Below are 21,574 nucleotides of genomic sequence, written 5' to 3' on the forward strand. Positions count from 1 at the left end.
ATTTAATACGAATAATCAAAATGCTGATGTTCACTTGTAAAAATAGACATGAGCATTTTGACCGGTCTTATTCGGGCTTCCATCGTTACGACATAAGACTTTTTGACAGGATTCATTATACGAAAGGGGTAGAAATCATCTGCGATGATCATCACAAAGCGAAACCAAATTGACAAAAAACAACAAAATGTGACACATGTGGCGGTAATTAAAATCCAGAAGTCTATAGTGACCCTACATTTTCCAACATCATTCAACAGGACTTATGGACACCACGATAATTCTTATTTCGCTGATCATAGCCTTGGCGGGCTTTACTCAGGGTCTAACTGGGTTTGGCTCTGCACTCGTATCAGTACCTCTACTTTCACTCATTGTTGGTGCCCAAACCGCAGTTCCTATTGCAGGGGTGTTTGGTTGGTTGGTAACACTTCCTATCGTATGGAAGATGCGTGATTCCATTCAGACGAAGACAGGTTTGATTCTGTTCGCAGGTGCAGTTCCAGCATCTTTTGTTGGCGCTAAGTTACTGGCGACCATGCCATCACAATACATTCTGCTAACCATGGGTATCGTGTTAGTGCTCTCAAGCATCCACTCGATGTTCTCTACACAGCCTCTTTTCAAGAAGACATCAATGCCGATCACACTGGGCGCGGGTTTCACGTCAGGTGTACTGGGAGCAAGCGTGGGTGAGTCAGGTCCACCGGTAATCGCTTACACATCAATGCAGCCTTGGACAGCAGACCAAACAAAAGCAACGCTATCGTTCTTCTTTATGCTGCAAATGATCGGTGCAAACGTAAGTTTCTGGAATGAAGGTTTGTTGACTGAAGAAGTCATCTCACACGTTATCTCTGCTCTACCAGCGTTCGCAGTCGGCCTAGCAGGCGGTATGATTGGCTACCACTTCCTACAGAAATACAAGATCGATTACCACAAACTGGTACACGGCTTCCTGTTAGTGATTGGTTGTATGTTGGTGTTCAAGAATATTGGTATTTAATAGCAAAGCTCTTAAAGAATAAGCTTCTAAAGCATCCCCAACTAAAAAAAGGAAAGGCTCGTATGGCGTCACCTCAAAGGAGACTGCACCATACGAGCCTTTTTACGATGTTTACGATTAAAACCTCGAGCAATAGAGATCAGCTCTAAAGCAATAAAGCAATAAAGCAATAAAGCTAAACCTTCATGAACGAAACGACTTAAAGCAACAGACACCGGTTTGATCTTGAGTGACTTTGCATTCACTGACCAAAATGGTCTTCAACTCTATACGAGCACGACGCAAACGTGCTTTAACGGCTGGTAAGCTGAGCTGGTGTTTCTCAGCATAGTCTTTTTGCGTCATACCATTTAAGTCGCACTGCTCTATCACATCACGTTCTTGATCCGTGAGTTTCACTAATACCTTGGGAAGGCAGCGCTGAAGCTGAACCATGGCAGGAGAAATTTCTGTTGGCGTGCCAAACTCTTTCATGTCTACCGATTGAATTTTCCGTCTTAGTTGATCGACTAGATGGTTTCTGGTCATCTTAAACAACCACGATTTGCCATCCTGCAATGTACAAAAACGCTCACTATTCCCCATAGCTTTCAGAAACACTTCTTGCATGATGTCTTCCGTTTCATGGGGGTTCTGAGTTTGCTTTAACAGCCAACCATAGAGGCTAGGTTCAGCATGATTCCATGCATCCATCAGACATTTCATTCTTGAATCTCGACTCTCCGTCGCGCGTGTTCATTAAAGGTACTGCACGCGCGATACCCTTTCCTTGCCTCTACGCTACAACATCTTCTTTGAGTAAATCGCGAACCAGATCAACAGATGGTACCGAACCGTAGTGTTTTAGCTCTCCATTAATTGCGATGCCTGGCGTACTCATGATGCTAGCTTTCATGATCGCTTCTAAGCTTGTGACTTTCTCAATACGAACTTGTTGCCCTAGCTCTTGTGCAACCTCGGCAATACGCTCGGCGGTGACTACGCAGTTTTTACACCCTGAACCATAAACTTGAATGTTTTTCATATCAGACTCCTGTGAGCATTAGCTCTATTGTAATTTGGGCCTATTGACCCTAGTAGAAAAAGTTAAATAACCAACCTGTGATGGAAATCGCCACCAACAAGTAACCGGCTATCGCTCCGAGCAGTCGGTACTGCATGACTTGTTTAAGCATCATGAACTCTGGCAAGCTCACGGCGACCGCTCCCATGCAGAACGCCAATGTGGTTCCTAGTGGCATGCCTTTATCTATCAAGGACGCCATGATTGGCACTATCCCCGTTGCGTTGGTGTAAATCGGAATAGCACTTAGCGTGGCGAGTGGTACGGTCCACCACTGCCCGTGTGCGAGGTTTTGTTCGAACCAGTCTGCTGGCACAAATCCATGAATAAATGCACCAATACCCACACCGACAAAGACCCAAATCCAAATACGCTTGAAGATAGTGCTGGTCTCGTTTACTGCAAACTCATGACGCTGTTTAAAGGTCATTGGTTTCGATTCAATCTCCGTACTAGGCAACTCATCTAACGCGTTAGCTTTTTGATAGGCTTCAGCAAGAAATGGTTGTAGCCAGCGATGCGCTCTAAAAGCATCAAGAACAAAGCCAGCCAATACACCCAGCAACAGGCCAATAACGATGTACATGATGGTGAACTTCAACCCAAGCACACTGCCAAGCATGATGACCACCACCTCATTAATGAGAGGCGATGTAATAAGAAATGAAATCGTCACACCAATCGGAATACGCGCTGAAACAAACCCCATAAACAATGGAATCGAGCTGCACGAGCAAAAAGGTGTGATTGCGCCAAACATTGAACCGAGGAAGTAGCCAACACCGCGATGCTTGCCTTGAAGATACTGGCGGACTTTGTCCACACTCAAACTGGCTCTCAGTGCCGATATGACATATATCAACACAACTAATAAGACTAAGATCTTACTTGTGTCTTCGATAAAGAAATGAACACCTTTCGCCAATGAAGTACTGGCTTCCAAGCCTAAGATGGATTGAGTCAGCCAATCGGTAAAATGGGTAAAAACGTCCAACATAGTGGCACCCTCTAAACTATTTACCCCTAACACGTTTGGGGTCGGAAAAGGATGCACACTTTCTTGGATTATTTTTAGTTACGACTAGGGTCTAAACACTCGTTGTAAAAACCAGTTAAAAAAACGCCCGAAGCGAATAACTTCGGGCGTTTTGCTTGTGTGTTGGAAGGCAATGTAGAAGAACAAATTCCAGTAAATAAAATGGATCTGACTACTTTTTGATTTGAATATCGTAGGTTTCAGACCATATGCGCAGATCATCAAGGATCTTTAGGGCAGTTTTACCGAACTCGGTTAACTCGTAACTCACTGCAATCGGGCGGTCACTGATGACTTTACGAATGATCATACCTTCGCTTTCAAGCTCTTTGAGGCGTTGATCAATCATCTTCTTGCTTGCACCGCCTAGCATGCGCGCCAAGTCGTTAAAGCGAACCGGACCATCTTTCAAATGATAAATCAATGAGCCTTTCCACTTACCACCAATCAAACGCATGCCCTTTTCAATCGCGCACGGTTCTTTACACACGTTCGCTACCGACTTACGGCCCTTGGTATCAATACTGATTTTGCTTTCCATCGATGTCTCCGGACTTATGCAGTAAAGCGATGTAGAGGTTCATCCACATCGCTTGAATTAAAGGCAGTATATCACTGAGTGGATCAGCAATTAAAAGTTCTCGTTAATGTGCGCTTCAAAACGTTTGAAGTCATTCTCGATATCAGCGTTTTTCATTACGTCGTAGCAAGCGAATGTTGGCATTGCAGACATACCAAAGAAACGGAAGTTTGCATGCATGTGGAACATTAGGTCATCGACACTCTTACCTTGGAATAGGTATTCGTTTTCATCGTTCAATGATTCTTCTGGCGCATTAAACGTTAGAGACAGCATGTATTTAGAGTTGGTACGAGTACCGCCTGTACCATAGTTTTTCTTTGGCTCTTCTGCAGTACGGCCATCAAACGCACACAGCGCACCACCCATACCAGCAGTAAATACGTCATCCATGTACTTTTTAAATGACCAAGGCACGCTCATCCAGTTGATTGGAGATTGGATAATAACGCGGTCAGCCCACTCGAAATGTGCAAGTTGTTCTTCAGCGACAATCTCATCTTGCATCGTCACAACACGAACCTCGTGGCCTTTAGCTTCTAGAATGGTTTGTGCTTTGTCTACAAGACTCGCGTTCAGCTTACCAGGAGAGTATGGAGAAACTTCGTGTGCGTTGATGATCAGTACATTGCTCATTTTAATTACCTTAAACTGCTTGTTCATGATAACGGCAAAGCTCTTTTCTCTGTGAATGAACTCATTCGCCGTGTTGATGTGGTTTATTATGGTAACCTGAAGAATAAGTGCAATTAGTATACTTTTAGTAACCACCCTAATTTTATCATAAGCCTCTGATCAGTAATGGTAAAAAAACTGTTCTTTTTTCTAGCATGGATTATTTTTGCTTTTTGAACGCACTTTATAACGACTCACCTTGGGTAATGACGAACCTAACACTCTTGATATAAATCATCTATACCGTATAAATGACAAGGTTTTTACTTAATAGGTAATGCAATATTTTTTGCTTGCCGTATATAATTGCATAAAGAAGAAGTGTTAATGCTCAAGGCTGTACTGATGCAAATTAAGAAAATGGACGCACCAAAGGATATGCAAATAGGTGCGAGATTCGAAACAAAGAAACATGGATATGTCACCGTCATTGAGTATTACAATACCCATACCGTTATTGTTGCCTTTGAAGAAACGGGAAATATTCGCTCAATCACTGCAGCAAAACTTCGTAGTGGTCAATTAACCGATCGTTCTGTCCCACCAAAATCTCCATTAGTTGGAAAACAAGTCGAATCTGTAAAACATGGACTATTAACTATCGTTCAGGTTGAATCAGAAAATATCGTTGTGTTAGAGAATGAAGCTGGTGAAGAAGTCCGCATGTTACTTCCTGCGGTGCAAAAACTTAAAGAACGTGAGGAAAGTAATATTAATGATGAAGCTCCAGAGATGCCGACTTCATTAAGTGCTTTGACTAAAAGAAATAAAAAGACCAAAGACGTTAATAGCCTTCTCAAAAAAATGCTCACCGATTACGGGAAATAACTCTTTTCTTTTATATAAAACACCCACCATAGATCGACTTCACAGTTTTATTCCTTACATCATCACCCTCGAATAAAATGCCATTCTTTATCCTTAACCCATAAGGGTTAAAAATGATAATTACTATTTAAACTCGACCCATAACGAGATCTAGGTCACAAGGTCATTTTGGTTTTGTGACTCAGATCCATTCCATTCAGTGTGGATTTAGATAATATCCTCATTAACAAATAAGCAGAAACGAAACAGTTTCAAAGATAAAACCCTACTGAGATATATATTATGAAAAAGATTATGGTTGTATGTGGTAATGGCCTTGGTACTTCACTAATGATGGAGATGGCTGTTAAAGAAGTTGCAAACAAAATTGGTCTAGATGCAGAGGTTGATCACGAAGATCTTTCATCAGCAACATCAAGCACAGCTGATATCTGGGTAGCGGCGACAGACGTTGCAAACCAACTTGCAGACGCAGGCAAAGAAAACATTGTTAGCCTGGCTAATATTTTTGACAAAGCTTCTATCGAAGAACAATTAAAAAACTTCATGTAAGGAAGTGAGTCATGGCTAATTTCTTTGAGTTCATGCTTGGCTTATTAAAAGAGCCAGCAATCATGGTCGGACTAATAGCATTCATTGGTCTAATCGCACAAAAAGCAGATATTTCAACCATTCTTAAGGGCACAATTAAAACCGTAATGGGTTTCCTAATTTTAGGTTTTGGTGCTGGTGCATTGGTTGGTGCTTTAAATCACTTTTCAACCGTATTTACAGAAGCGTTTGGTGTAAGTGGTGTTATTCCAAATAACGAAGCAATTGTTGCTCTCGCACAAGAAGCATTCGGTTATGAAATGGCACTAATTATGTTCTTTGCATTCGTAGTGAATATTTTATTAGCTCGCTTTACACCGCTAAAATATATTTTCCTTACTGGTCACCACACCATGTTCATGTCGATGCTTGTTGCTGTAATTCTGTCTACAGCGGGTATCAAAGGCTATGTGTTAGTGGCTATGGGCTCGGTGATCGTTGGTTCTCTAATGGTGATTATGCCAGCCCTTGCTCAAAAATACACCGAGAAAGTTATGGGCACCGACCAACTTGCTATGGGTCACTTCTCAACCTTCTCATACCTAGTATCTGGTTATATCGGTAGCAAGTTTGGTGACACATCAAAAACAACTGAAGACATCAATGTACCTAAGAGCCTGATGTTCCTTCGTGATACCCCAGTGGCTGTTGCCACTACAATGGCTATCTTCTTCATGTTCGCTTCTATCTTTGCGGGTGGCGAGTTTGTAGAAACCGTATCAGGTGGTCAAAACTGGGTTGTGTTTACCTTTATGCAGTCTCTAACTTTCGCAGGTGGTGTTTACATCGTACTGCAAGGTGTGAAGATGCTTATCGCTGAAATCGTTCCAGCATTTAAAGGGATCTCTGACAAACTGGTACCAGGTGCGAAACCAGCACTCGACTGTCCAATGGTATTCCCAGTAGCACCAAACGCAGTTCTTATCGGTTTCCTATCATCATTCGCAGCAGGTCTTGTGGCGATGGGTATCCAAGGTATGTTTGACTGGACAATCATTGTAGCGGGCGTTGTTCCTCACTTCTTCGTAGGTGGAGCAGCAGGCGTATATGGTAATGCGACTGGTGGTTTGCGTGGTGCTGTATTGGGTTCTTTCACTCAAGGCTTATGTATCTCGTTCCTACCGATGCTACTACTTCCAGTTCTTGGTGGCTTAGGTCTAGAAGCAACAACATTTGCTGACTTTGACTTCGGTGTTGTTGGTCTAATTCTTGGTTGGATTGTGTCATGAGTATTTTGAATCTAATTGGCGATAACATTGTTATCTCTAACGCGGAAAACCTAACGGTAAACGAAGCACTAGACATCACATGTTCTAAGCTAATCGAAGCAGGTAAAGTTGAAAGCAGTTACCTAGAGGCAATTAAGCAAAAGCATCAAGAGATCGGCGCTTACTATGTATTAGCCCCAAAGATTGCAATGCCACATGCTCGCCCTGAAGACGGTGTAAACGAAGCTTGTCTGCAAATCACGGTGTTCAAAAATGGCGTAGATTTGGAATCAGAAGACAACGGCGATGTTTACTTCTCGGTAACGCTCGCAGCGATGGATTCAGACAGCCACATTCAAACCATTATGGCGCTATCTGAACTGTTCCAAAACGATGAAGATATTGAAGCAATTATCGCTGCCGAATCAAATGAAGCGATTTCTGAGATTCTGAGTAAATATTAAGTTCGTTTGAAGCTCCTCCCCCATCTAATGCCACTGCAATCGCAGTGGCATTTTCTATTAAAACAGTTCAATTTTGGAGCTTGCTCGGCAAAGCAAGTTTGCACTTTATTAGACGCTAGACCTCCAACAACCACTTTTGCGCAGGGGTTAGACGACTCGAGGTTTCTTGGGTTAGCCATTTCTTCTGATCTTGCTGTGCGTCATCAGCGCGGTCAATGTACAAGCCGTGAAGTACGCGTCTTCTCGTACCTAGATGATTAATCATTCCGCCGTGCCAGGTGTGCGCATTGAATATCATCACGCTCCCTGCAGGGCATTCTAAATACACTTCATTTGGGTGCGTTGCTTCAGGGTCATCTAGGACATCTTCAGGCAGTTCAGGACGCAGGTGCGTACCAGGTATAATCCTTGGTGCACCATTTTCTTTGCACAGATCATCGATAGCCCAAATGGTATTGACTAAATGCACTTTCGGATAATCTGGACGCGGCTTCTTCCAGTCCGCATGCAAAGGTTGATGGCCACCGCCAGGATGCGCTTCTCGGGCATTTAAGCTAGAGATCTTAAACGCTCCACCAAAGATATGTTTGCATGCAGCTAAAACCGTTGGGTGCGCCCACACCTTTTCCCAAACTGTGCCTTTATTGATTAAGTTGGCCACGCGAGTCACCGTCTCTTCTTGATGATGCTCAATGGCGAGCTGATCGCCTTCGCGCTCCACCAGCATATCCACAGTGCGACGCATTTCTGCCAACCAATCTTGATCGACGACGTTGTGAATGATGGTAAAACCGTGAGTTTCTAGCTCGTCGATCATTTGTGGAGTGAGAGGAAGGTTTGCACCCAGTGCATCTAAATGGCGTTCTTCGATCGTGTCCATTCTCGTATCCTTTTTTCAGCGACTTTATGATTTTTATGTTGATTGAGGTTTAGGTTCTGACGACCTATTTCATCATTAAATCTACGCGAAGAGGTGGGAGCTTTGAGCAGGGAAAATGTTAGATTAACTGGATATTTGTTGACTAAATATCAAACTGTGATCATTCGCATAAAACATGACCAACGAGTTAAAATAGGATTTATCAGCGATAAATCAATGCCTTAATCCAATTACATCAAGCTATTTGTATTTAGGGTAGCTTGAGCGGTAAGGATAAATAAAAGAAAAACTAGAGCAGATGGAGCTAATAGCTCCACCACTCTAAGTTATTTACACATTCAGAGAGAAGCCTAGTTCAGGCTCAGAAGCGACAATCACATCGGCTGGTGATGAAACATAATAATCCGCCTCAGGAAGCTCTTCTTTGGTGGCATGACTCAACACAGCCACAACCGTTGAGTTCGCTTGCTTAGCAGATATCACCCCAGCTTTTGCATCTTCAAAACAAACACAATCCGCAGCATCTAAACCAAGTTCACTTGCACCAGTTAAAAATGGTTCTGGATGTGGCTTACCGTTTTGCAGCTTTTCTGGTGTGATCAACACTTTAGGGAAAGGCAATCCCGCTGCTTTTATTCTTGCTGTTGCGACTGGCAGAGTTCCTGATGTCACGATTGCCCAAGGCACATCAAGCTCATTCAAGCTCTGCAGTAAGTTCACCGCACCATTCAAAGCAACCGTGCCTTCTGTATCTGTGGCTTCAAAGTCTTCCAACCACTTAAACTCTTTTTCAATCTGCCCTGCGCTTGCATTGCCGAGTAGCTCCGTAATTGAGTCTACCGCTGGTCGACCATGAATTCTTGATAGAACATATTCCGGCTCTAAACCCTTTTCAATTGCCCATTTAGACCAAGCCCTAGTAACGGCAGGGATAGAATCGACCAAGGTACCGTCTAAATCGAACAACAACCCTTTAAATGGTATCGATGACATCTGTGTATTCCTTAAAAGCTAATAATTTCAAAAAATACCAACAATATACAGGATCAACTACAGGATAAATGTTAGAAAACTAGAGAATCCCACACTTTGCTTTTAGATGTGATCACTAACCAAAAACAGCCTCATTACCCCTGATAATTTACATCCCATCTATTACCAAAAAGTTAAAGAAATCTAGATATATAACTTACTCCACAAAAATGCCCATAGAAGTCAGGTATGTTTCGTAATCACCGGTTTCGGTTACTAGAATAGTGACAACACCGACACCGAGTAAGCTAAACAAATGTTAGATAAAACTTACCTTCTTGAAGCACTTAATTACTACAAAGATGAATCCACCTTACTCGGTAATGTGTATTACGCTGGCATGCTACCCAAACCGCCAGAGCTCGCTTACCAAGTGCACTTCCCTCGTATCGAAATGGTGCTCGTTGGGGAGATAGAAATGGAGCTCGGCAGCCAAACTGGCAATGAGCAAAAGCGTGTATTTAAACAGGGTGACATTATTTATTTACCCGCTGAGAGTTGGAACCAACCAACGTGGGAAAAGCCTGTTGTCACCATGACCGTGATGGCCGGTAAACAGAGCTTTGGTTTAAGTCTATTGAGCTGGGACGGTAAATGTTATGACTCAGCGATCAAAGAGACGGTACTGCGACGAGGTCCACGTGTTGGGACTCATATCCTCAATGCGCTAGAAGAACTCACCAAACAAATTGAATCTCAATCAACGACTAAACTTCTGATCAGCTCGCTGTTTAGCCACATCATTGATCTCATAGAACAGCCTTTAGAAACCCCTTCCAAAAGTCATGCTCTGTTTGAATCGGTACGAGATTACTTGGAACAACATTATCAAGAGCCTCTGACGCGAGAGTCCGTTGCGGCACACTTTTATGTTTCGCCCAACTATCTATCGCAGTTATTCCAAAAAGAGGGACAGATTAAATTCAATGAGTACCTCAACCATATTCGACTAGAGCGCGCTAAGTTCTTATTGATTGAATACGATATGAAGGTAAAAGAGGTGGCTCACCGCTGTGGCTTTAAAGACAGCAACTACTTTTGTCGAGTATTTAGAGCTCAAACAGAGCGCTCACCATCTGAGTATCGAGCGCAATATCTGAGTATGCAAATTGTAGAAAGCTAACAGTAGAAAGCTCAAGTTGCAGAAAACTAACTGTAAAATACTAAAGGATAATTTCTGAACCGCGAGGTGCTTTGCGGATCTTGTCGATCACTGTCATCACCTCTTGAGAGTGACGTAAAAAGTGAGAGATAGTACAGCGCACCACTCTTGTATTATCGAAGCGCTCTGCCGCTTCAATGTTAATATCTGAAATGATAACCGCGACATCTGCCGCTGCAATTTGCTCTTCGCTCAGCTGATTCTCACTGCCGAGAGCGCCTTGGGTTTCCACGGTGACCTTGTGCCCCGATTTCTTGCCCAACTTTTCAAGTGCTTCCGCAGCCATGTAAGTATGCGCTACGCCGCTGATACAAGCGGTCACTCCAACAATTTCCATATGTCTCTATAATGCTAAATGACTAACTTTAATAAGCTAATATACCTCATTAAAGTCAGTCATAATTTAAGATCAATCAGGTTTTATATAATCACCTGCACTTTATTGGAACCTTACTTATTCCAAATAGAGCATTTTACAACACGTCTAAAACATTGGTTCCTTCACCGTAAACACCCTCCCAATCAGAGACAAAGCCAGCTACACCTGAATCTGTTAACGGATGAACAAGCAGCAAATCAAACACATCTGGTGCAATCGTTACTGATTGAATACCCGCAAGCGCTAATTGATGCACTTGTTGTACATTCTTGAACGATGCGCCCAACACCTTAGCGTTTAGGTTGTAGTTCTCAATAATCTGTGCCATTTCAGCCGCAACCGCCACACCATCACCACAAATGTTGTCTAGGCGATTCACGTAAGGTGCAAGGAACTCAGCGCCAGCCATTGCTGCCATTAACGCCTGCTGTGGCGTGAGGATAGCAGTAGCGGTAATACGAATACCTTCAGCGTGAATCAGCTTCATTGCCTTAATACCCTGCGGCGTGACGGGCACCTTAATGATGATTTCAGGGTCAATCGCACGCAGCGCTTGAGCTTCTTTGAGCATGGTCTCAGCATCTTTACCCATTACTTGCGCGTGCAGCATTCGATCTGTACCAATCACTTCACGAATGTCCAAAAGGATTTCCTTCATCGGGCGGTTTTCTTTCGCAATGATTGATGGGTTAGTTGTTACCCCTTCTAATGGGTAGAGGTCGACTGCTTTTTGGATTGCAGCAATGTTGGCAGTATCTAGCATTAAAATCATGGTTTACTCCTAATTTGGGCATTAGGTTGAAGCCAAGCCCCAACCTTGATAATTCATTAAACAAAGTGAAATTCTTTCAGGCACTTAGTGATGGCATCTTTACTTTCAGTAAACACCACACCTTGGTCAGCTAGCTTACTGGTATCAAGACGTACATCGCGAGTCTTAGGTGCGTCATTTGCATTTAGCAGTTCAGGTAGACGCTCTTTTTGGCCTAGCTCAGAAAGGATGTGTTCAGCAATGTCGTAGCGACTCGCAGGGTTGTGCGCGCCAGTGTGGTATGTGCCATATGGGATAGTGAAGATCTTAGGGAACTGCTCGATCAACTCATGCACATAAGTCAGACCACGGAATTCATTGCGACGTTCTTGCATCACTTCACCGTTGGTTAATGCCTGCAGCGTATTCCAAACCACGTTTGGATTAATGGTGGTATAACGCTCCGGTAAGCCAAATAACCAAGTGAAGCGCAAGATCCACATTTCATCGAGAATCGACTTAAGCTCTCTCTCTGCTTCAAGCTTGTTCTGGCCATAAACCGTATCGGGCACAGGCGTATCGAGTTCTGAGTAAGGACCCGCCTCTTCGTTGCCATTAAACACTTGCTCGGTAGAGATAAATACCAGCTTAGAGCCATTCGCCTTACACGCATTCGCCACGTTGATCGCACCTTGCACATTCACTTTGTGCGCAACATCTGGGTGCTTGTTACAGAAATCCGTTACCGCAATCGCTGCCGCATGAATTACATAGTCTGGCTTGAACTCGGCAAAAGTTGTATCCACAGCGGATTTGTCGGTGATATCCAGCTGCTGAACATCCAAACCTGCAATCTCGAACTCATTTTGGTAACGATTGATAAAGCGTGTACCGAAGAAGCCTTTTGCGCCGGTGATCAATATTTTCTTTTTCATGGTGATTAGCCTCCAATGGCCACTTGGTAGCCATGAGCCGCAACGTGACTGCGGATGGCCTCTACTTCTGATTTAGTGGGTACGGCAACATCTTTCAGCAGATATTCCATACCCAATGTTTGGTATTTATTTGCGCCATATTGATGAAATGGCAGCAGGTGAATCTCTTTAATGTCAAACGGACGCAAGAAATTGAGCACCCTGTCGATATTGATAAGGTCGAGCGTAAAACCTGGGATCAGTGGCAAACGAGGGATCACATGCGTACCCTGCTCTACCAATCCTTTGAAGTTCTGTAAGACCTTTTCTAGTTTTAATCCAATGACTTGCTTGGCTTTAATTGGGTCCATCATTTTGAAATCAAACAGGACCTCATCGCACAGCGCGCCTATTTTCATTAACTGGGTAGTACTGCCATGACCAGAGGTCTCAATGGCCGTGCGATAGCCCAGCGCTTTCAATCGGCTTAGAAGCTCAATAGCAAACCTTGGTTGGCTTAGAACCTCGCCACCAGACAAGGTGATGCCACCGTTTGAGGTATCAAAGAACACATCATCTTTGGCGATTTGCGCGAGCACCTCGTCCATCGTCATATCCTGACCGATTTGCTCCCACGCCCCACTTGGGCATTCATCGACATCCATTTCACACTCTTCGCACTCTAAGCAAAGCGAGCTTCTGCGCATGAAAGTGGTTTTATGAGAGCGAGATTCAGGATTGGCACACCAAGGGCAACTCAATGGGCAGCCCTTGAAAAACACCACCGTACGAATCCCTGAGCCATCGTGCAGCGAGTAACGCTGAATATTGAATATTCTTGCGCTACTCACATTCTCCACAGGCTCGACCATTGGCTCACAGCTCATGGGCAGTTCTTCGAATGATGTCATCTTGAATTTCTTTCGATAATTCAACGAAGAAGGCGCTGTACCCCGCCACTCGAACCACCAGCCCTGAGTAGTCTTCTGGCTTCTCTTGTGCCTTTTTAAGGGTTTCAGCGTTCAACACATTGAACTGAATGTGTTGTAACTTCAGCTTCATGAATGCGCGAATGAAGTCAGACAACTTACTCAAGCCTTGCTGTCCTTCCAGCGTTGCTGGCGTGAACTTCACGTTAAGCAGGCTACCGTTAGACAGTAAGTAATTATCCAGCTTGCTCACCGATTTAAGTACTGCCGTTGGACCGAGTTGGTCTTTGCCAAGCATTGGCGATAAACCACCGTCAGCAAGCTGTTCGCCAGACAAACGACCATCCGCCGTTGCACCTACCACCGCACCCAATGGAACGTGCGCAGATACCGTGTAAGAACCTGGCGTAAACTGCCCACCACGAGGGTTATCGTATTGCTCGACTTCTTTACAGAACAAGCGCAGTAATTCAGAGCCCAATGCATCAACTTCATCGATATCATTACCGTATTTCTCGTACTTGTTCATCAGACGAGCACGGATCTTCTCACCGTTTGGCACATCGAAGTTATTATCTAGCGTTGCGATAAATTCATTGAACGTGCAGCGTTTTTCTTCAAACACGTAGCGTTTTAGCGCATGAAGTGAATCAGACAGGTTGGCGATACCAATACCTTGCACGCCAGAGAAATTGTAACGACCACCACCGTAGGTAATGTCTTTGCCATTGTCGATACAGTCACTAATGAATGAAGACAGTAGCGGCACCGGTGCCCAATCACGGTGGCCAACATCGCAGATATTTGAGCCTTCAACCATCAACTTCACGTAATGCTTAATGTCTTCACGGATCTCAGATACTAGGCCTTCAAAGTTCACATCTGGATTGTCGGCGTTGCGCTGCATCGCCAGTTCCATCACCTTGAGCAGGTTGAACATGGCAATGTCGTGTAGGCCATAGGTTTTGCCAGGGATAGAGAGCTCGACACAGCCTACCACTGAGTAGTCGCGTGCATCTTCAAGTGACACCCCACGGTTCAAGAAGGCTGGCACTACCACTTCATCGTTAAAGATCTGCGGAATACCCGTGCCGAGGCGAATGGTTTCGGCGGTCTTCATCAAGAAGCCACGGTCCATAAATTCATTCACACGCACACCAAGGTTTGGCTGTGGAAGCTGAACACTCTGATAAGCGTCCAAGCATAGTGTCGACAGCGTGTTTACTGAGCTGCGACCTACTTCATCTAAGCCGCCCAGTAAGATGGTGTAGCCCGTTGGGAAACCCGCAAAGAACTTGGCACTGCTTGATGAACGCAGTAGCACGATGTCATTGGTCTTGATCCATAGGCTTTCTAGCAGCTCACGAAGGAAGGCTGGAGATTCACCTTGAGCAATCGACTGCTCATAGAAAGGCAGCATGTACTTATCGAAACGACCTAAAGATAGAGAGCTCGCATTCGACTCATATTGGAGAATGATGTTCATGTACCAGAACAGCTGACACGCCTCGTAGAAGCCGTTTGGTTTCTCGGTCGCCACTTTTCTTGAGATTGTCGCAATGGTTTCTAGTTCTTGCTTGCGCTGAGGATCTGTCGCTTCCAGTGCCATTTTCTCGGCTAAATCTGCATAGCGATGGATGTGACGAATAGACGCTTCAAGCAAGATCACTACAGAAGCGAAAAACTCGTTGTCTGGCTTGCTTAGGCTCAGACCTTGCAACTCATCAACCAGAGCGCCTAAGCCTTTATGCAATAGGCGATCGAAGTCGATAATGATGTGGCCTTGACCTTTGTCGGTTTGGTTAACGCTGAAGATCTTCTGACCAACGGCATCTTTTACTTCGGCAGGAATCTGCGCGTTGATGAAGTCTTTCATCGAGCGCTCAGACCAGTATGACAATAGCTGATCGCGATAAACTGCTTTGTCTTCTTCTGAGATAAAGAACTTGTCTTGCGGACGCGATTCGAAGATATCCAGCTCTTTCTCAATCCAGTATGGATCCATCTCTGGAGAGGCGATTCCTGCACGAGGTGTAATGGTTCGGTTACCCGCAATCAGTTCGTCTTCACGAATTGAGATTGCAACGTTATCCATAACATGAGCCGTTGCCTTAGCACGACGAATGAGGGTGTGTTCACCTTCGGTTTGCTTGTGGCTTTCTGTGTAGAGCAAAGCACGTTCAAGTGAGATTTCACGTTGTGCAGCAAACAAGGCGGATTTTAATCTTTCTATTCGTGGGGTACTCATGTATTAACTCCTGAGAATACCGATGGTTGAGCATTTCATTGTTTAAGTTATATAGCTAAGCCGCCCGATGCTTCAGGAAATCAGAGAGAGTCTTAGCTATATAATTTAAGGAAGGGGAACGAGGGAATGGGACCTCCCTCGCTACTGGTTAAGAGAAAGTGATTATGCCGCCACTGTCTCTAGGTGTTTCTCAATTTTGTCCATCACGGCTGCTGCACGTTTTACTGCGTCACTCACACCAATGCGCACAATAGTTTTGCCTTCAAAGCGCTCAGAGTTTTTGATGTCGATATCTTTAGTCAGGATTACGATGTCTGCTGCTGCGATAGCCGCTGCGCTTAGTTCGTTCTCGATACCGATTGAACCTTGCGTTTCCACAGTACATTCCCAACCTTTCGCTTTTGCTGCTGATTCGATTGCTTCTGCTGCCATGTATGTGTGTGCTACGCCAGATGGACATGCTGTTACTGCTACGATAGAAGTCATAATTTGTTTCCTCAATTTGGATAATTGTTTGAATTTATTGTTTTGATTTGAGGGGTGAGTGCTGTACTCACCCAGCTCTTTTGTCTTTTTGTATTCTTGTATTTTTCGTCTTTCATTCATTTCACAAAAGTGAAATTAGCCGATCTCAATGTCTAGATCTAAATCGTCAGATTCTTCTTTCTTATCTTCGATAACTGGGCGACGAGCCTTTAGGAAATTGACTAAGAATGCCGTCACTAGAGAGCCTACAAGCAGTGCGATGATGAAGCCAAAGCGACCTTCAACCACAGGTAGTACGATTAGACCACCCCACGCTGCGTAGCTTTGTACACCAAGTACTGCCGCTGTTACTGAACCTGCCGCTGTACCAATCATGATTGATGGAATAACACGTAATGGGTCTGCCGCTGCGAAAGGAATCGCGCCCTCAGTGATACCCATGGTGCCCATTAGAATTGATGCACGACCAGCCTCTTGTTCGCTGTTGTCGTAGAGTTTTTTGTTGATGAATGTCGCTAGACCCATACCGATTGACGGAACGGCTACCGCAACAGAAGAGATACCCGCAACGTTGTAGATGCCTTCACCCACACAAAGAATTACGAATGCATAAGCTACCTTGTTAACAGGGCCACCCATGTCGAATGCGATCATCATACCCATGATGACAGCCAGCAATACAATACTCTCGTTTTGCATGCCTTTTAGGAATTCAGTTAGACCAGCAGTAGCCGCACCGATTGGCTCACCAATACCCCAAACAATTGCACCTGCGGTAATAAAGGTACCGATAATTGGGATAACAAAGATTGGCATTACTGAGCGAGCAAATGATGGCACCTTAATTTTCTTAAGATAGAACACCACAATACCGCCAAGAAGACCGGCAAAGATTGCTCCAAAGAAGCCTGTGTTGTACATGTTTGCGCCGATAAACGCTGCAATTGCTGAAGGAGCAAGCGCTGAACGATCAGCGATAGAGTAACCAATGTATGCTGCTAGAATTGGGACCATCAATTGGAAGCCAGCTACACCGATGAAGAATAGGTCGTGTAGCCACGTACCTTCTTCAGGCACAGCACCTTCACCGTATAGCATGACCGACATGGCAAGTAAGATACCACCAGCAACAACAAACGGAATCATATGCGATACACCTGTCATGAGGTGCTGACGCGTGTCCTTTAAGATTGAGATTAAGTCTTTCATAGACCTCTCCTTGGATATGTAGGTTGTAATTATTAATACTGTTTCACGTAAGAGATAAAAATCGAAGCCAGCTGTGCTTTGGTAACTACTATAGTGAGTTAAAGTACTATTCAGTTAGAGGACAAAAGTTCTTTTTACTGGATATTTGTTAGGTTAAAAGCAAAACTTGATCTAACTCTCGAAAAGTATCAAAGTTCAACAAAATAGAATTAAAACATTATAAATCAAAAACATAAGCACAATAACATTTTAATAATCCATATGAGTTATTGAGCGAAATCACAAAGTAAGCTTCAATTTTGACCGTCATCACACAAAAGTTTAAATCTAACAAAAATCCAGTATTTCGAAGTTTTGTCCAATGGTTAGCGGTTTGGGATTTGTTATTGTGAATACATAACGAGAGGCACTACTGGTATCGTATTCAAAAACGTAGTGCTCATATGAATAAGGAACGCGTGAAATGAAATCTTTCTCTTTCTCTTGTGAACTGCCAAATGGTGTTCACGCTCGCCCAGCGAGTCATGTTGAAGCAGTATGTAATAAATTTGATTCAGACATTACCTGGCAGAACCAAAGAACAGGCATGAGTGGTAACGCCAAAAGCGTTCTATCCCTTATCGGCACAGATACATTACTTGGCGATGAGTGCCTAGTTTCAATTGAAGGTGTCGATGAAGAAACTGCGCTAGAGCAGCTAAAACAGTTTATTAGCAATGAGTTTCCACACTGTGATGAACCACTAGCGACAGCGCAAGAAGAGGAAGATCAAAGCCTGGCTCCCCTTCCTCGTAACTTCTCTAACCTCAATGTGGCACATATCCGTGGCCGCAGCGTAAGTGATGGTTTCGGTCAAGGCACACTAATGGCGATGGGGGCCGTTAACTTTGACTCACTAGGCGACTTACCAACAGCAAAAGCACTGGCTGAAGAACAAAAGCAGTTAGCTGAAGGCATTGAAGCGGTTAAAAAGCTGCTTAACATTAATTTAGCTACCGCAGAACATACTGAAGGCGAAGTGATTAAAGCACACCTTTCTATCGCTCGCGATAACGAGTTTCAACAAACTCTGGATGCAAATCTTGTAGAGGGTCGCAGTAGTGCAGATGCCATCATTGCAACGGCGAAACATTTTGGTGAGCTAATGAAGAACTCATCAAGTGCCTACATGCGTGAGCGTGAGCTGGACATCCGTGATGTGTGCTACCAGCTTCTACAAAGCATTTATGGCAACGAGCGCTTTGGTAGCCAAAACTCTTTGACTGAACCAACGGTTTGTCTTGCAGATGACCTGACACCAAGCCAATTCCTAGAGCTAGATAAGGCACTTCTGAAAGGTTTGATTCTTTCTCACGGTGGCAGCACATCGCATACGGTTATCCTAGCTCGCTCTTTCGCGATCCCAACGATTGTGGGTGTGGAAGGCTCTAAGCTCAGTGAACATCTAGAAAAACAAGTGGTGGTTGATGGAGCGTTAGGCGCTGTGATCACAGAGATCACTGAGCCAGTAGAACGCTACTACGCACAAGAAAGCAAAGTGAAGCAAATCGTAGCGGAGCGCCAAGCCCAATTCCGAGATGTGGCTGCGCAAACCGAGGATGGCAAAGTATTGGAAGTAGCAGCCAACATTGCTCATTCGGTGGAAGCCAAACAAGCATTTGCTAATGGCGCAGAAGCGGTGGGCCTATTCCGCACTGAGATGCTCTACATGGATCGCACATCAGCACCAGACGAAGACGAGCTGTACAATATTTTCTGTCAGGCATGCGAAGCGGCAAACGGTAAATCCATCATCGTTCGCACTATCGACATCGGTGGTGACAAGCCAGTGGATTACCTCAATATTCCTGCTGAAAACAACCCATTCCTTGGTTACCGAGCAGTTCGTATCTACCCTGAGTTTATCGAGATGTTTAAAACTCAGCTGCGTGCCATCCTACGTGCATCTGCACACGGCAACCTGAAGATCATGATCCCAATGATTTCATCACTAGAAGAGATCCTTTGGGTGAAAGACGTGCTAGCAGAGGTCCGCCAAGAACTGCGCAAAGATGGCCTACCGTTTGCTGAGAAAGTGCCACTAGGCATCATGCTAGAGGTACCATCGGTTGCGTTCATCATTGACCAATGCTGTGAAGAGATTGACTTCTTCTCTATCGGTTCAAACGACCTGACTCAGTATCTGATGGCGGTTGACCGCGACAACGCGAAAGTCGCATCCAGCTACAACAGCTTAAACCCAGCCTTCCTGCGTACACTCGACCACGTGGTGCGTGAAGTGCACCGTCACGGTAAGTGGATTGGCTTGTGTGGTGAACTTGGTGCGAAAGGCTCTGTTCTTCCACTACTGGTTGGTCTTGGTTTAGATGAAATCAGCATGAGCTCACCAAGTATCGCAGCAACCAAAGAGCGCATTGCGAAACTCGATAGTCGTGAATGCCGCCAGCTACTGAACAAAGCGATGCAGTGCCGCACTATTCAAGAAGTTGAGCATGTACTCGCGCAGTTCCGCATGACTCAAACCGAAGCACCTATGGTGGCAGAGGATTGCATTAGCCTTGACCGCAACCTACGCAGTAAAGAAGAAGTAATCAAGACACTGGCTGACAACTTATACCTAACCGGTCGCTGTCGATACCCGAACAAACTCGCTGATGACCTTTGGGCTCGTGAGGACGTGTTCTCAACTGGTCTAGGGTTTGGGTTTGCCATTCCTCACACCAAGAGTGAACACATTGAACAATCTGCAATCAGTGTTTGTCGACTTGCGAAGCCAATTCAATGGGGCGATGAGGAAGCACAGTTCATCATCATGCTCACACTGAACAAACATGCAGCGGGTGATCAACACATGAAGATCTTCTCGAAACTGGCTCGCAAGATCATGCATGCTGACTTCCGAGAGCAACTGATGAGCTCCAAAGACGCATGCCAAGTTGAGGCGCTTCTTAAGCAGGAATTAGAACTAAATTAAATCTATGACCGCCGTACCATTCAAATGTACAGATGATTGGTGCGGCTGGTATCAACTCCCACGTTTTTGGCAGTATTGACCTCTCCGGCAATGCTGCCTTTTTTTAAAGGTATATTATGCAACCGATAAAAACTGCTATTGTTGGGTTTGGTATTTCTGGCCAGTGCTTCCAAGCCCCTATTCTTGAGGATTGCCAAGAGATCGACCTTTGCGCCGTTGTCTCTAGCAATGCTGAAAAAGTCCACGCTCAACTGCCTAGCGTTGAGGTCTACCCCACTATCGAGAACATGCTGGAAAACCCAAGCATTGAACTCATCATCATCGCAACCCCCAACGATCTACACGTTCCACAGGCAAAGCTAGCACTGCTTGCTGATAAGCATGTAGTTATCGAAAAGCCCTTCTCTATTGATGTAAAAGAAGGCGAAGCGCTGATTGAAGTGGCAAAACAGGTTGGCAAAAAGCTGTCGGTCTATCAAAGCCGCCGCTTCGATGGTGACTTCAAAACCATTACCAAGCTCATCAATGAAGACGAGCTAATCAACATTCACACCTTTTACTCAACCTATAACCGCTACAAACCCGAGGTAAAGGTTCGCTGGCGTGAACAAGATGTTCCTGGGTCTGGCATCGTTTATGACTTAGGTGCGCACCTCATTGATCAAGCTCTGTGTTTGTTTGGCTTGCCCGAAAGAGTCACTGCTCAACTCAAGGCTCAGCGCCCTGGCGCTGAAGCCATCGACCACTTTCACATTGTGCTCCACTACCCGAACTGCGATGCGATCTTGCACAGTAACTGTTTAAGTGTCACGGAAGGTCCAAGGTTCCAGATATTCACTCACAACGCCGCCTTCATCAAATATGGTATGGATACGCAAGAAGACTTCCTACGTGAAAAACAGGGTCCTAAAACTCCTAATTGGGGAGAAGACAAGCCAGAGAACTACGCGGTATTCACCGACCATCAAGGCGAAGAGTCGATCATAGAAACTGAGAAAGGAGGTTATGAGGCCTTCTATCAGCAAGTTGCCAATGCAATCAGAAAAGACAAGGAAGTACCAGTGACTGCCGAGCAAGCTCTTGATGTGATTCGAGTGATAGAAGCCTCTTATGAGAGCTCTAAACAACAACGCACTATCGATCTACAAGGAGCCTAGAC

General features: G+C 44.6%; 22 protein-coding genes. 8 read left to right on the forward strand and 14 right to left on the reverse strand.

Features of this window, described 5'->3' with window-relative positions; all coding sequences use genetic code 11:
• Window positions 1-265 precede the first annotated feature (265 nt).
• Complete coding sequence (locus DPF91_RS02230) at window positions 266-1,006, forward strand: sulfite exporter TauE/SafE family protein (RefSeq protein WP_117232800.1); 741 nt, start codon at window positions 266-268, stop codon at window positions 1,004-1,006.
• A 183-nt stretch (window positions 1,007-1,189) separates the two neighbouring features.
• Here DPF91_RS02230 and DPF91_RS02235 read toward each other — a convergent pair whose 3' ends face one another.
• The 5 genes from DPF91_RS02235 to DPF91_RS02255 all read right to left on the reverse strand — a co-directional run bounded on the left by DPF91_RS02235 (window position 1,190) and on the right by DPF91_RS02255 (window position 4,321).
• A complete protein-coding gene (locus DPF91_RS02235) occupies window positions 1,190-1,699 on the reverse strand; it encodes a sigma-70 family RNA polymerase sigma factor (RefSeq protein ID WP_117232801.1) in 510 nt (169 codons plus the stop codon).
• Window positions 1,700-1,781: 82 nt separating this feature from the next.
• Window positions 1,782-2,030, reverse strand: a complete 249-nt coding sequence (locus DPF91_RS02240; protein WP_117232802.1) for a thioredoxin family protein — start codon at window positions 2,028-2,030, stop codon at window positions 1,782-1,784.
• A 49-nt stretch (window positions 2,031-2,079) separates the two neighbouring features.
• Window positions 2,080-3,066: a permease gene (locus DPF91_RS02245; RefSeq protein WP_117232803.1), complete on the reverse strand. Its 987-nt coding sequence runs from the start codon at window positions 3,064-3,066 to the stop codon at window positions 2,080-2,082.
• 211 nt (window positions 3,067-3,277) lie between these two features.
• Window positions 3,278-3,646 carry a winged helix-turn-helix transcriptional regulator gene (locus DPF91_RS02250; protein WP_117232804.1) on the reverse strand — a complete coding sequence of 123 codons (369 nt, stop codon included), beginning with the start codon at window positions 3,644-3,646 and terminating at the stop codon, window positions 3,278-3,280.
• A 90-nt stretch (window positions 3,647-3,736) separates the two neighbouring features.
• The gene (locus DPF91_RS02255; protein WP_117233188.1) at window positions 3,737-4,321 is read right to left on the reverse strand and encodes an NAD(P)H-dependent oxidoreductase; all 585 of its coding nucleotides are present in this window, start codon (window positions 4,319-4,321) and stop codon (window positions 3,737-3,739) included.
• A 399-nt stretch (window positions 4,322-4,720) separates the two neighbouring features.
• Here DPF91_RS02255 and DPF91_RS02260 point away from each other — a divergent pair, with 399 nt between their 5' ends.
• The 4 genes from DPF91_RS02260 (at window position 4,721) to DPF91_RS02275 (ending at window position 7,451) form a co-directional block, all read left to right on the forward strand.
• The gene (locus DPF91_RS02260) at window positions 4,721-5,188 is read left to right on the forward strand and encodes a hypothetical protein (protein ID WP_206355538.1); all 468 of its coding nucleotides are present in this window, start codon (window positions 4,721-4,723) and stop codon (window positions 5,186-5,188) included.
• A gap of 282 nt (window positions 5,189-5,470) precedes the next feature.
• Window positions 5,471-5,740: a PTS sugar transporter subunit IIB gene (locus tag DPF91_RS02265; RefSeq protein WP_117232805.1), complete on the forward strand. Its 270-nt coding sequence runs from the start codon at window positions 5,471-5,473 to the stop codon at window positions 5,738-5,740.
• 11 nt (window positions 5,741-5,751) lie between these two features.
• Window positions 5,752-7,008: a PTS ascorbate transporter subunit IIC gene (locus DPF91_RS02270; protein ID WP_117232806.1), complete on the forward strand. Its 1,257-nt coding sequence runs from the start codon at window positions 5,752-5,754 to the stop codon at window positions 7,006-7,008.
• The gene (locus DPF91_RS02275; RefSeq protein WP_164683997.1) at window positions 7,005-7,451 is read left to right on the forward strand and encodes a PTS sugar transporter subunit IIA; all 447 of its coding nucleotides are present in this window, start codon (window positions 7,005-7,007) and stop codon (window positions 7,449-7,451) included. The genes DPF91_RS02270 and DPF91_RS02275 overlap by 4 nt, the downstream gene beginning before the upstream one ends.
• A 115-nt stretch (window positions 7,452-7,566) precedes the next feature.
• Here DPF91_RS02275 and DPF91_RS02280 read toward each other — a convergent pair whose 3' ends face one another.
• Together DPF91_RS02280 and DPF91_RS02285 are read right to left on the reverse strand one after the other, a co-directional pair.
• Window positions 7,567-8,331, reverse strand: coding sequence for a phytanoyl-CoA dioxygenase family protein (locus DPF91_RS02280; RefSeq protein WP_117232808.1), 765 nt, complete (start codon window positions 8,329-8,331; stop codon window positions 7,567-7,569).
• A gap of 330 nt (window positions 8,332-8,661) precedes the next feature.
• On the reverse strand, window positions 8,662-9,324 hold the full coding sequence (locus DPF91_RS02285) for an HAD-IA family hydrolase (protein WP_206355531.1): 663 nt from the start codon (window positions 9,322-9,324) through the stop codon (window positions 8,662-8,664).
• Between the two features lie 295 nt (window positions 9,325-9,619).
• On the opposite strand from DPF91_RS02285, the gene DPF91_RS02290 reads away from it, so the two are divergent.
• Entirely contained in the window at window positions 9,620-10,486 is an 867-nt protein-coding gene (locus DPF91_RS02290; RefSeq protein ID WP_117232809.1) for an AraC family transcriptional regulator, read from the forward strand.
• Between the two features lie 40 nt (window positions 10,487-10,526).
• Here DPF91_RS02290 and DPF91_RS02295 read toward each other — a convergent pair whose 3' ends face one another.
• From DPF91_RS02295 to DPF91_RS02325, 7 genes are all read right to left on the reverse strand, one after another.
• A complete protein-coding gene (locus tag DPF91_RS02295; RefSeq protein WP_117232810.1) occupies window positions 10,527-10,862 on the reverse strand; it encodes a PTS fructose transporter subunit IIB in 336 nt (111 codons plus the stop codon).
• A 136-nt stretch (window positions 10,863-10,998) separates the two neighbouring features.
• Window positions 10,999-11,676, reverse strand: a complete 678-nt coding sequence (locus DPF91_RS02300; protein WP_117232811.1) for a transaldolase family protein — start codon at window positions 11,674-11,676, stop codon at window positions 10,999-11,001.
• Window positions 11,677-11,732: 56 nt separating this feature from the next.
• A complete protein-coding gene (locus DPF91_RS02305) occupies window positions 11,733-12,590 on the reverse strand; it encodes an SDR family oxidoreductase (protein WP_117232812.1) in 858 nt (285 codons plus the stop codon).
• Between the two features lie 5 nt (window positions 12,591-12,595).
• Window positions 12,596-13,480, reverse strand: coding sequence for a [formate-C-acetyltransferase]-activating enzyme (locus DPF91_RS02310; RefSeq protein WP_117232813.1), 885 nt, complete (start codon window positions 13,478-13,480; stop codon window positions 12,596-12,598).
• The gene (locus DPF91_RS02315; protein WP_117232814.1) at window positions 13,446-15,746 is read right to left on the reverse strand and encodes a formate C-acetyltransferase; all 2,301 of its coding nucleotides are present in this window, start codon (window positions 15,744-15,746) and stop codon (window positions 13,446-13,448) included. Before DPF91_RS02315 ends, DPF91_RS02310 begins: the two co-directional genes overlap by 35 nt.
• A 162-nt stretch (window positions 15,747-15,908) precedes the next feature.
• Window positions 15,909-16,232, reverse strand: a complete 324-nt coding sequence (locus DPF91_RS02320; protein WP_117232815.1) for a PTS fructose-like transporter subunit IIB — start codon at window positions 16,230-16,232, stop codon at window positions 15,909-15,911.
• A 135-nt stretch (window positions 16,233-16,367) separates the two neighbouring features.
• Entirely contained in the window at window positions 16,368-17,441 is a 1,074-nt protein-coding gene (locus DPF91_RS02325; RefSeq protein ID WP_117232816.1) for a PTS fructose transporter subunit EIIC, read from the reverse strand.
• A gap of 463 nt (window positions 17,442-17,904) precedes the next feature.
• On the opposite strand from DPF91_RS02325, the gene ptsP reads away from it, so the two are divergent.
• Together ptsP and DPF91_RS02335 are read left to right on the forward strand one after the other, a co-directional pair.
• Window positions 17,905-20,415, forward strand: a complete 2,511-nt coding sequence (ptsP, locus tag DPF91_RS02330; RefSeq protein WP_117232817.1) for a phosphoenolpyruvate--protein phosphotransferase — start codon at window positions 17,905-17,907, stop codon at window positions 20,413-20,415.
• A gap of 116 nt (window positions 20,416-20,531) precedes the next feature.
• Window positions 20,532-21,572 carry an oxidoreductase gene (locus DPF91_RS02335; protein ID WP_117232818.1) on the forward strand — a complete coding sequence of 347 codons (1,041 nt, stop codon included), beginning with the start codon at window positions 20,532-20,534 and terminating at the stop codon, window positions 21,570-21,572.
• The last annotated feature ends 2 nt before the right edge of the window (window positions 21,573-21,574 follow it).

It is taken from the genome of Vibrio maerlii, from assembly GCF_003415655.1.
GTDB classification, from domain to species: domain Bacteria; phylum Pseudomonadota; class Gammaproteobacteria; order Enterobacterales; family Vibrionaceae; genus Vibrio; species Vibrio maerlii.

Excerpts from the sequence above, each read along its gene's own strand:
- DPF91_RS02230 (WP_117232800.1), top strand. The coding sequence starts at position 266 with ATGGACACCACGATAATTCTTATTTCGCTGATCATAGCCTTGGCGGGC.
- DPF91_RS02235 (WP_117232801.1), bottom strand. The coding sequence starts at position 1,699 with ATGGATGCATGGAATCATGCTGAACCTAGCCTCTATGGTTGGCTGTTA.
- DPF91_RS02240 (WP_117232802.1), bottom strand. The coding sequence starts at position 2,030 with ATGAAAAACATTCAAGTTTATGGTTCAGGGTGTAAAAACTGCGTAGTC.
- DPF91_RS02245 (WP_117232803.1), bottom strand. The coding sequence starts at position 3,066 with ATGTTGGACGTTTTTACCCATTTTACCGATTGGCTGACTCAATCCATC.
- DPF91_RS02250 (WP_117232804.1), bottom strand. The coding sequence starts at position 3,646 with ATGGAAAGCAAAATCAGTATTGATACCAAGGGCCGTAAGTCGGTAGCG.
- DPF91_RS02255 (WP_117233188.1), bottom strand. The coding sequence starts at position 4,321 with ATGAGCAATGTACTGATCATCAACGCACACGAAGTTTCTCCATACTCT.
- DPF91_RS02260 (WP_206355538.1), top strand. The coding sequence starts at position 4,721 with ATGGACGCACCAAAGGATATGCAAATAGGTGCGAGATTCGAAACAAAG.
- DPF91_RS02265 (WP_117232805.1), top strand. The coding sequence starts at position 5,471 with ATGAAAAAGATTATGGTTGTATGTGGTAATGGCCTTGGTACTTCACTA.
- DPF91_RS02270 (WP_117232806.1), top strand. The coding sequence starts at position 5,752 with ATGGCTAATTTCTTTGAGTTCATGCTTGGCTTATTAAAAGAGCCAGCA.
- DPF91_RS02275 (WP_164683997.1), top strand. The coding sequence starts at position 7,005 with ATGAGTATTTTGAATCTAATTGGCGATAACATTGTTATCTCTAACGCG.
- DPF91_RS02280 (WP_117232808.1), bottom strand. The coding sequence starts at position 8,331 with ATGGACACGATCGAAGAACGCCATTTAGATGCACTGGGTGCAAACCTT.
- DPF91_RS02285 (WP_206355531.1), bottom strand. The coding sequence starts at position 9,324 with ATGTCATCGATACCATTTAAAGGGTTGTTGTTCGATTTAGACGGTACC.
- DPF91_RS02290 (WP_117232809.1), top strand. The coding sequence starts at position 9,620 with ATGTTAGATAAAACTTACCTTCTTGAAGCACTTAATTACTACAAAGAT.
- DPF91_RS02295 (WP_117232810.1), bottom strand. The coding sequence starts at position 10,862 with ATGGAAATTGTTGGAGTGACCGCTTGTATCAGCGGCGTAGCGCATACT.
- DPF91_RS02300 (WP_117232811.1), bottom strand. The coding sequence starts at position 11,676 with ATGATTTTAATGCTAGATACTGCCAACATTGCTGCAATCCAAAAAGCA.
- DPF91_RS02305 (WP_117232812.1), bottom strand. The coding sequence starts at position 12,590 with ATGAAAAAGAAAATATTGATCACCGGCGCAAAAGGCTTCTTCGGTACA.
- DPF91_RS02310 (WP_117232813.1), bottom strand. The coding sequence starts at position 13,480 with ATGACATCATTCGAAGAACTGCCCATGAGCTGTGAGCCAATGGTCGAG.
- DPF91_RS02315 (WP_117232814.1), bottom strand. The coding sequence starts at position 15,746 with ATGAGTACCCCACGAATAGAAAGATTAAAATCCGCCTTGTTTGCTGCA.
- DPF91_RS02320 (WP_117232815.1), bottom strand. The coding sequence starts at position 16,232 with ATGACTTCTATCGTAGCAGTAACAGCATGTCCATCTGGCGTAGCACAC.
- DPF91_RS02325 (WP_117232816.1), bottom strand. The coding sequence starts at position 17,441 with ATGAAAGACTTAATCTCAATCTTAAAGGACACGCGTCAGCACCTCATG.
- ptsP (WP_117232817.1), top strand. The coding sequence starts at position 17,905 with ATGAAATCTTTCTCTTTCTCTTGTGAACTGCCAAATGGTGTTCACGCT.
- DPF91_RS02335 (WP_117232818.1), top strand. The coding sequence starts at position 20,532 with ATGCAACCGATAAAAACTGCTATTGTTGGGTTTGGTATTTCTGGCCAG.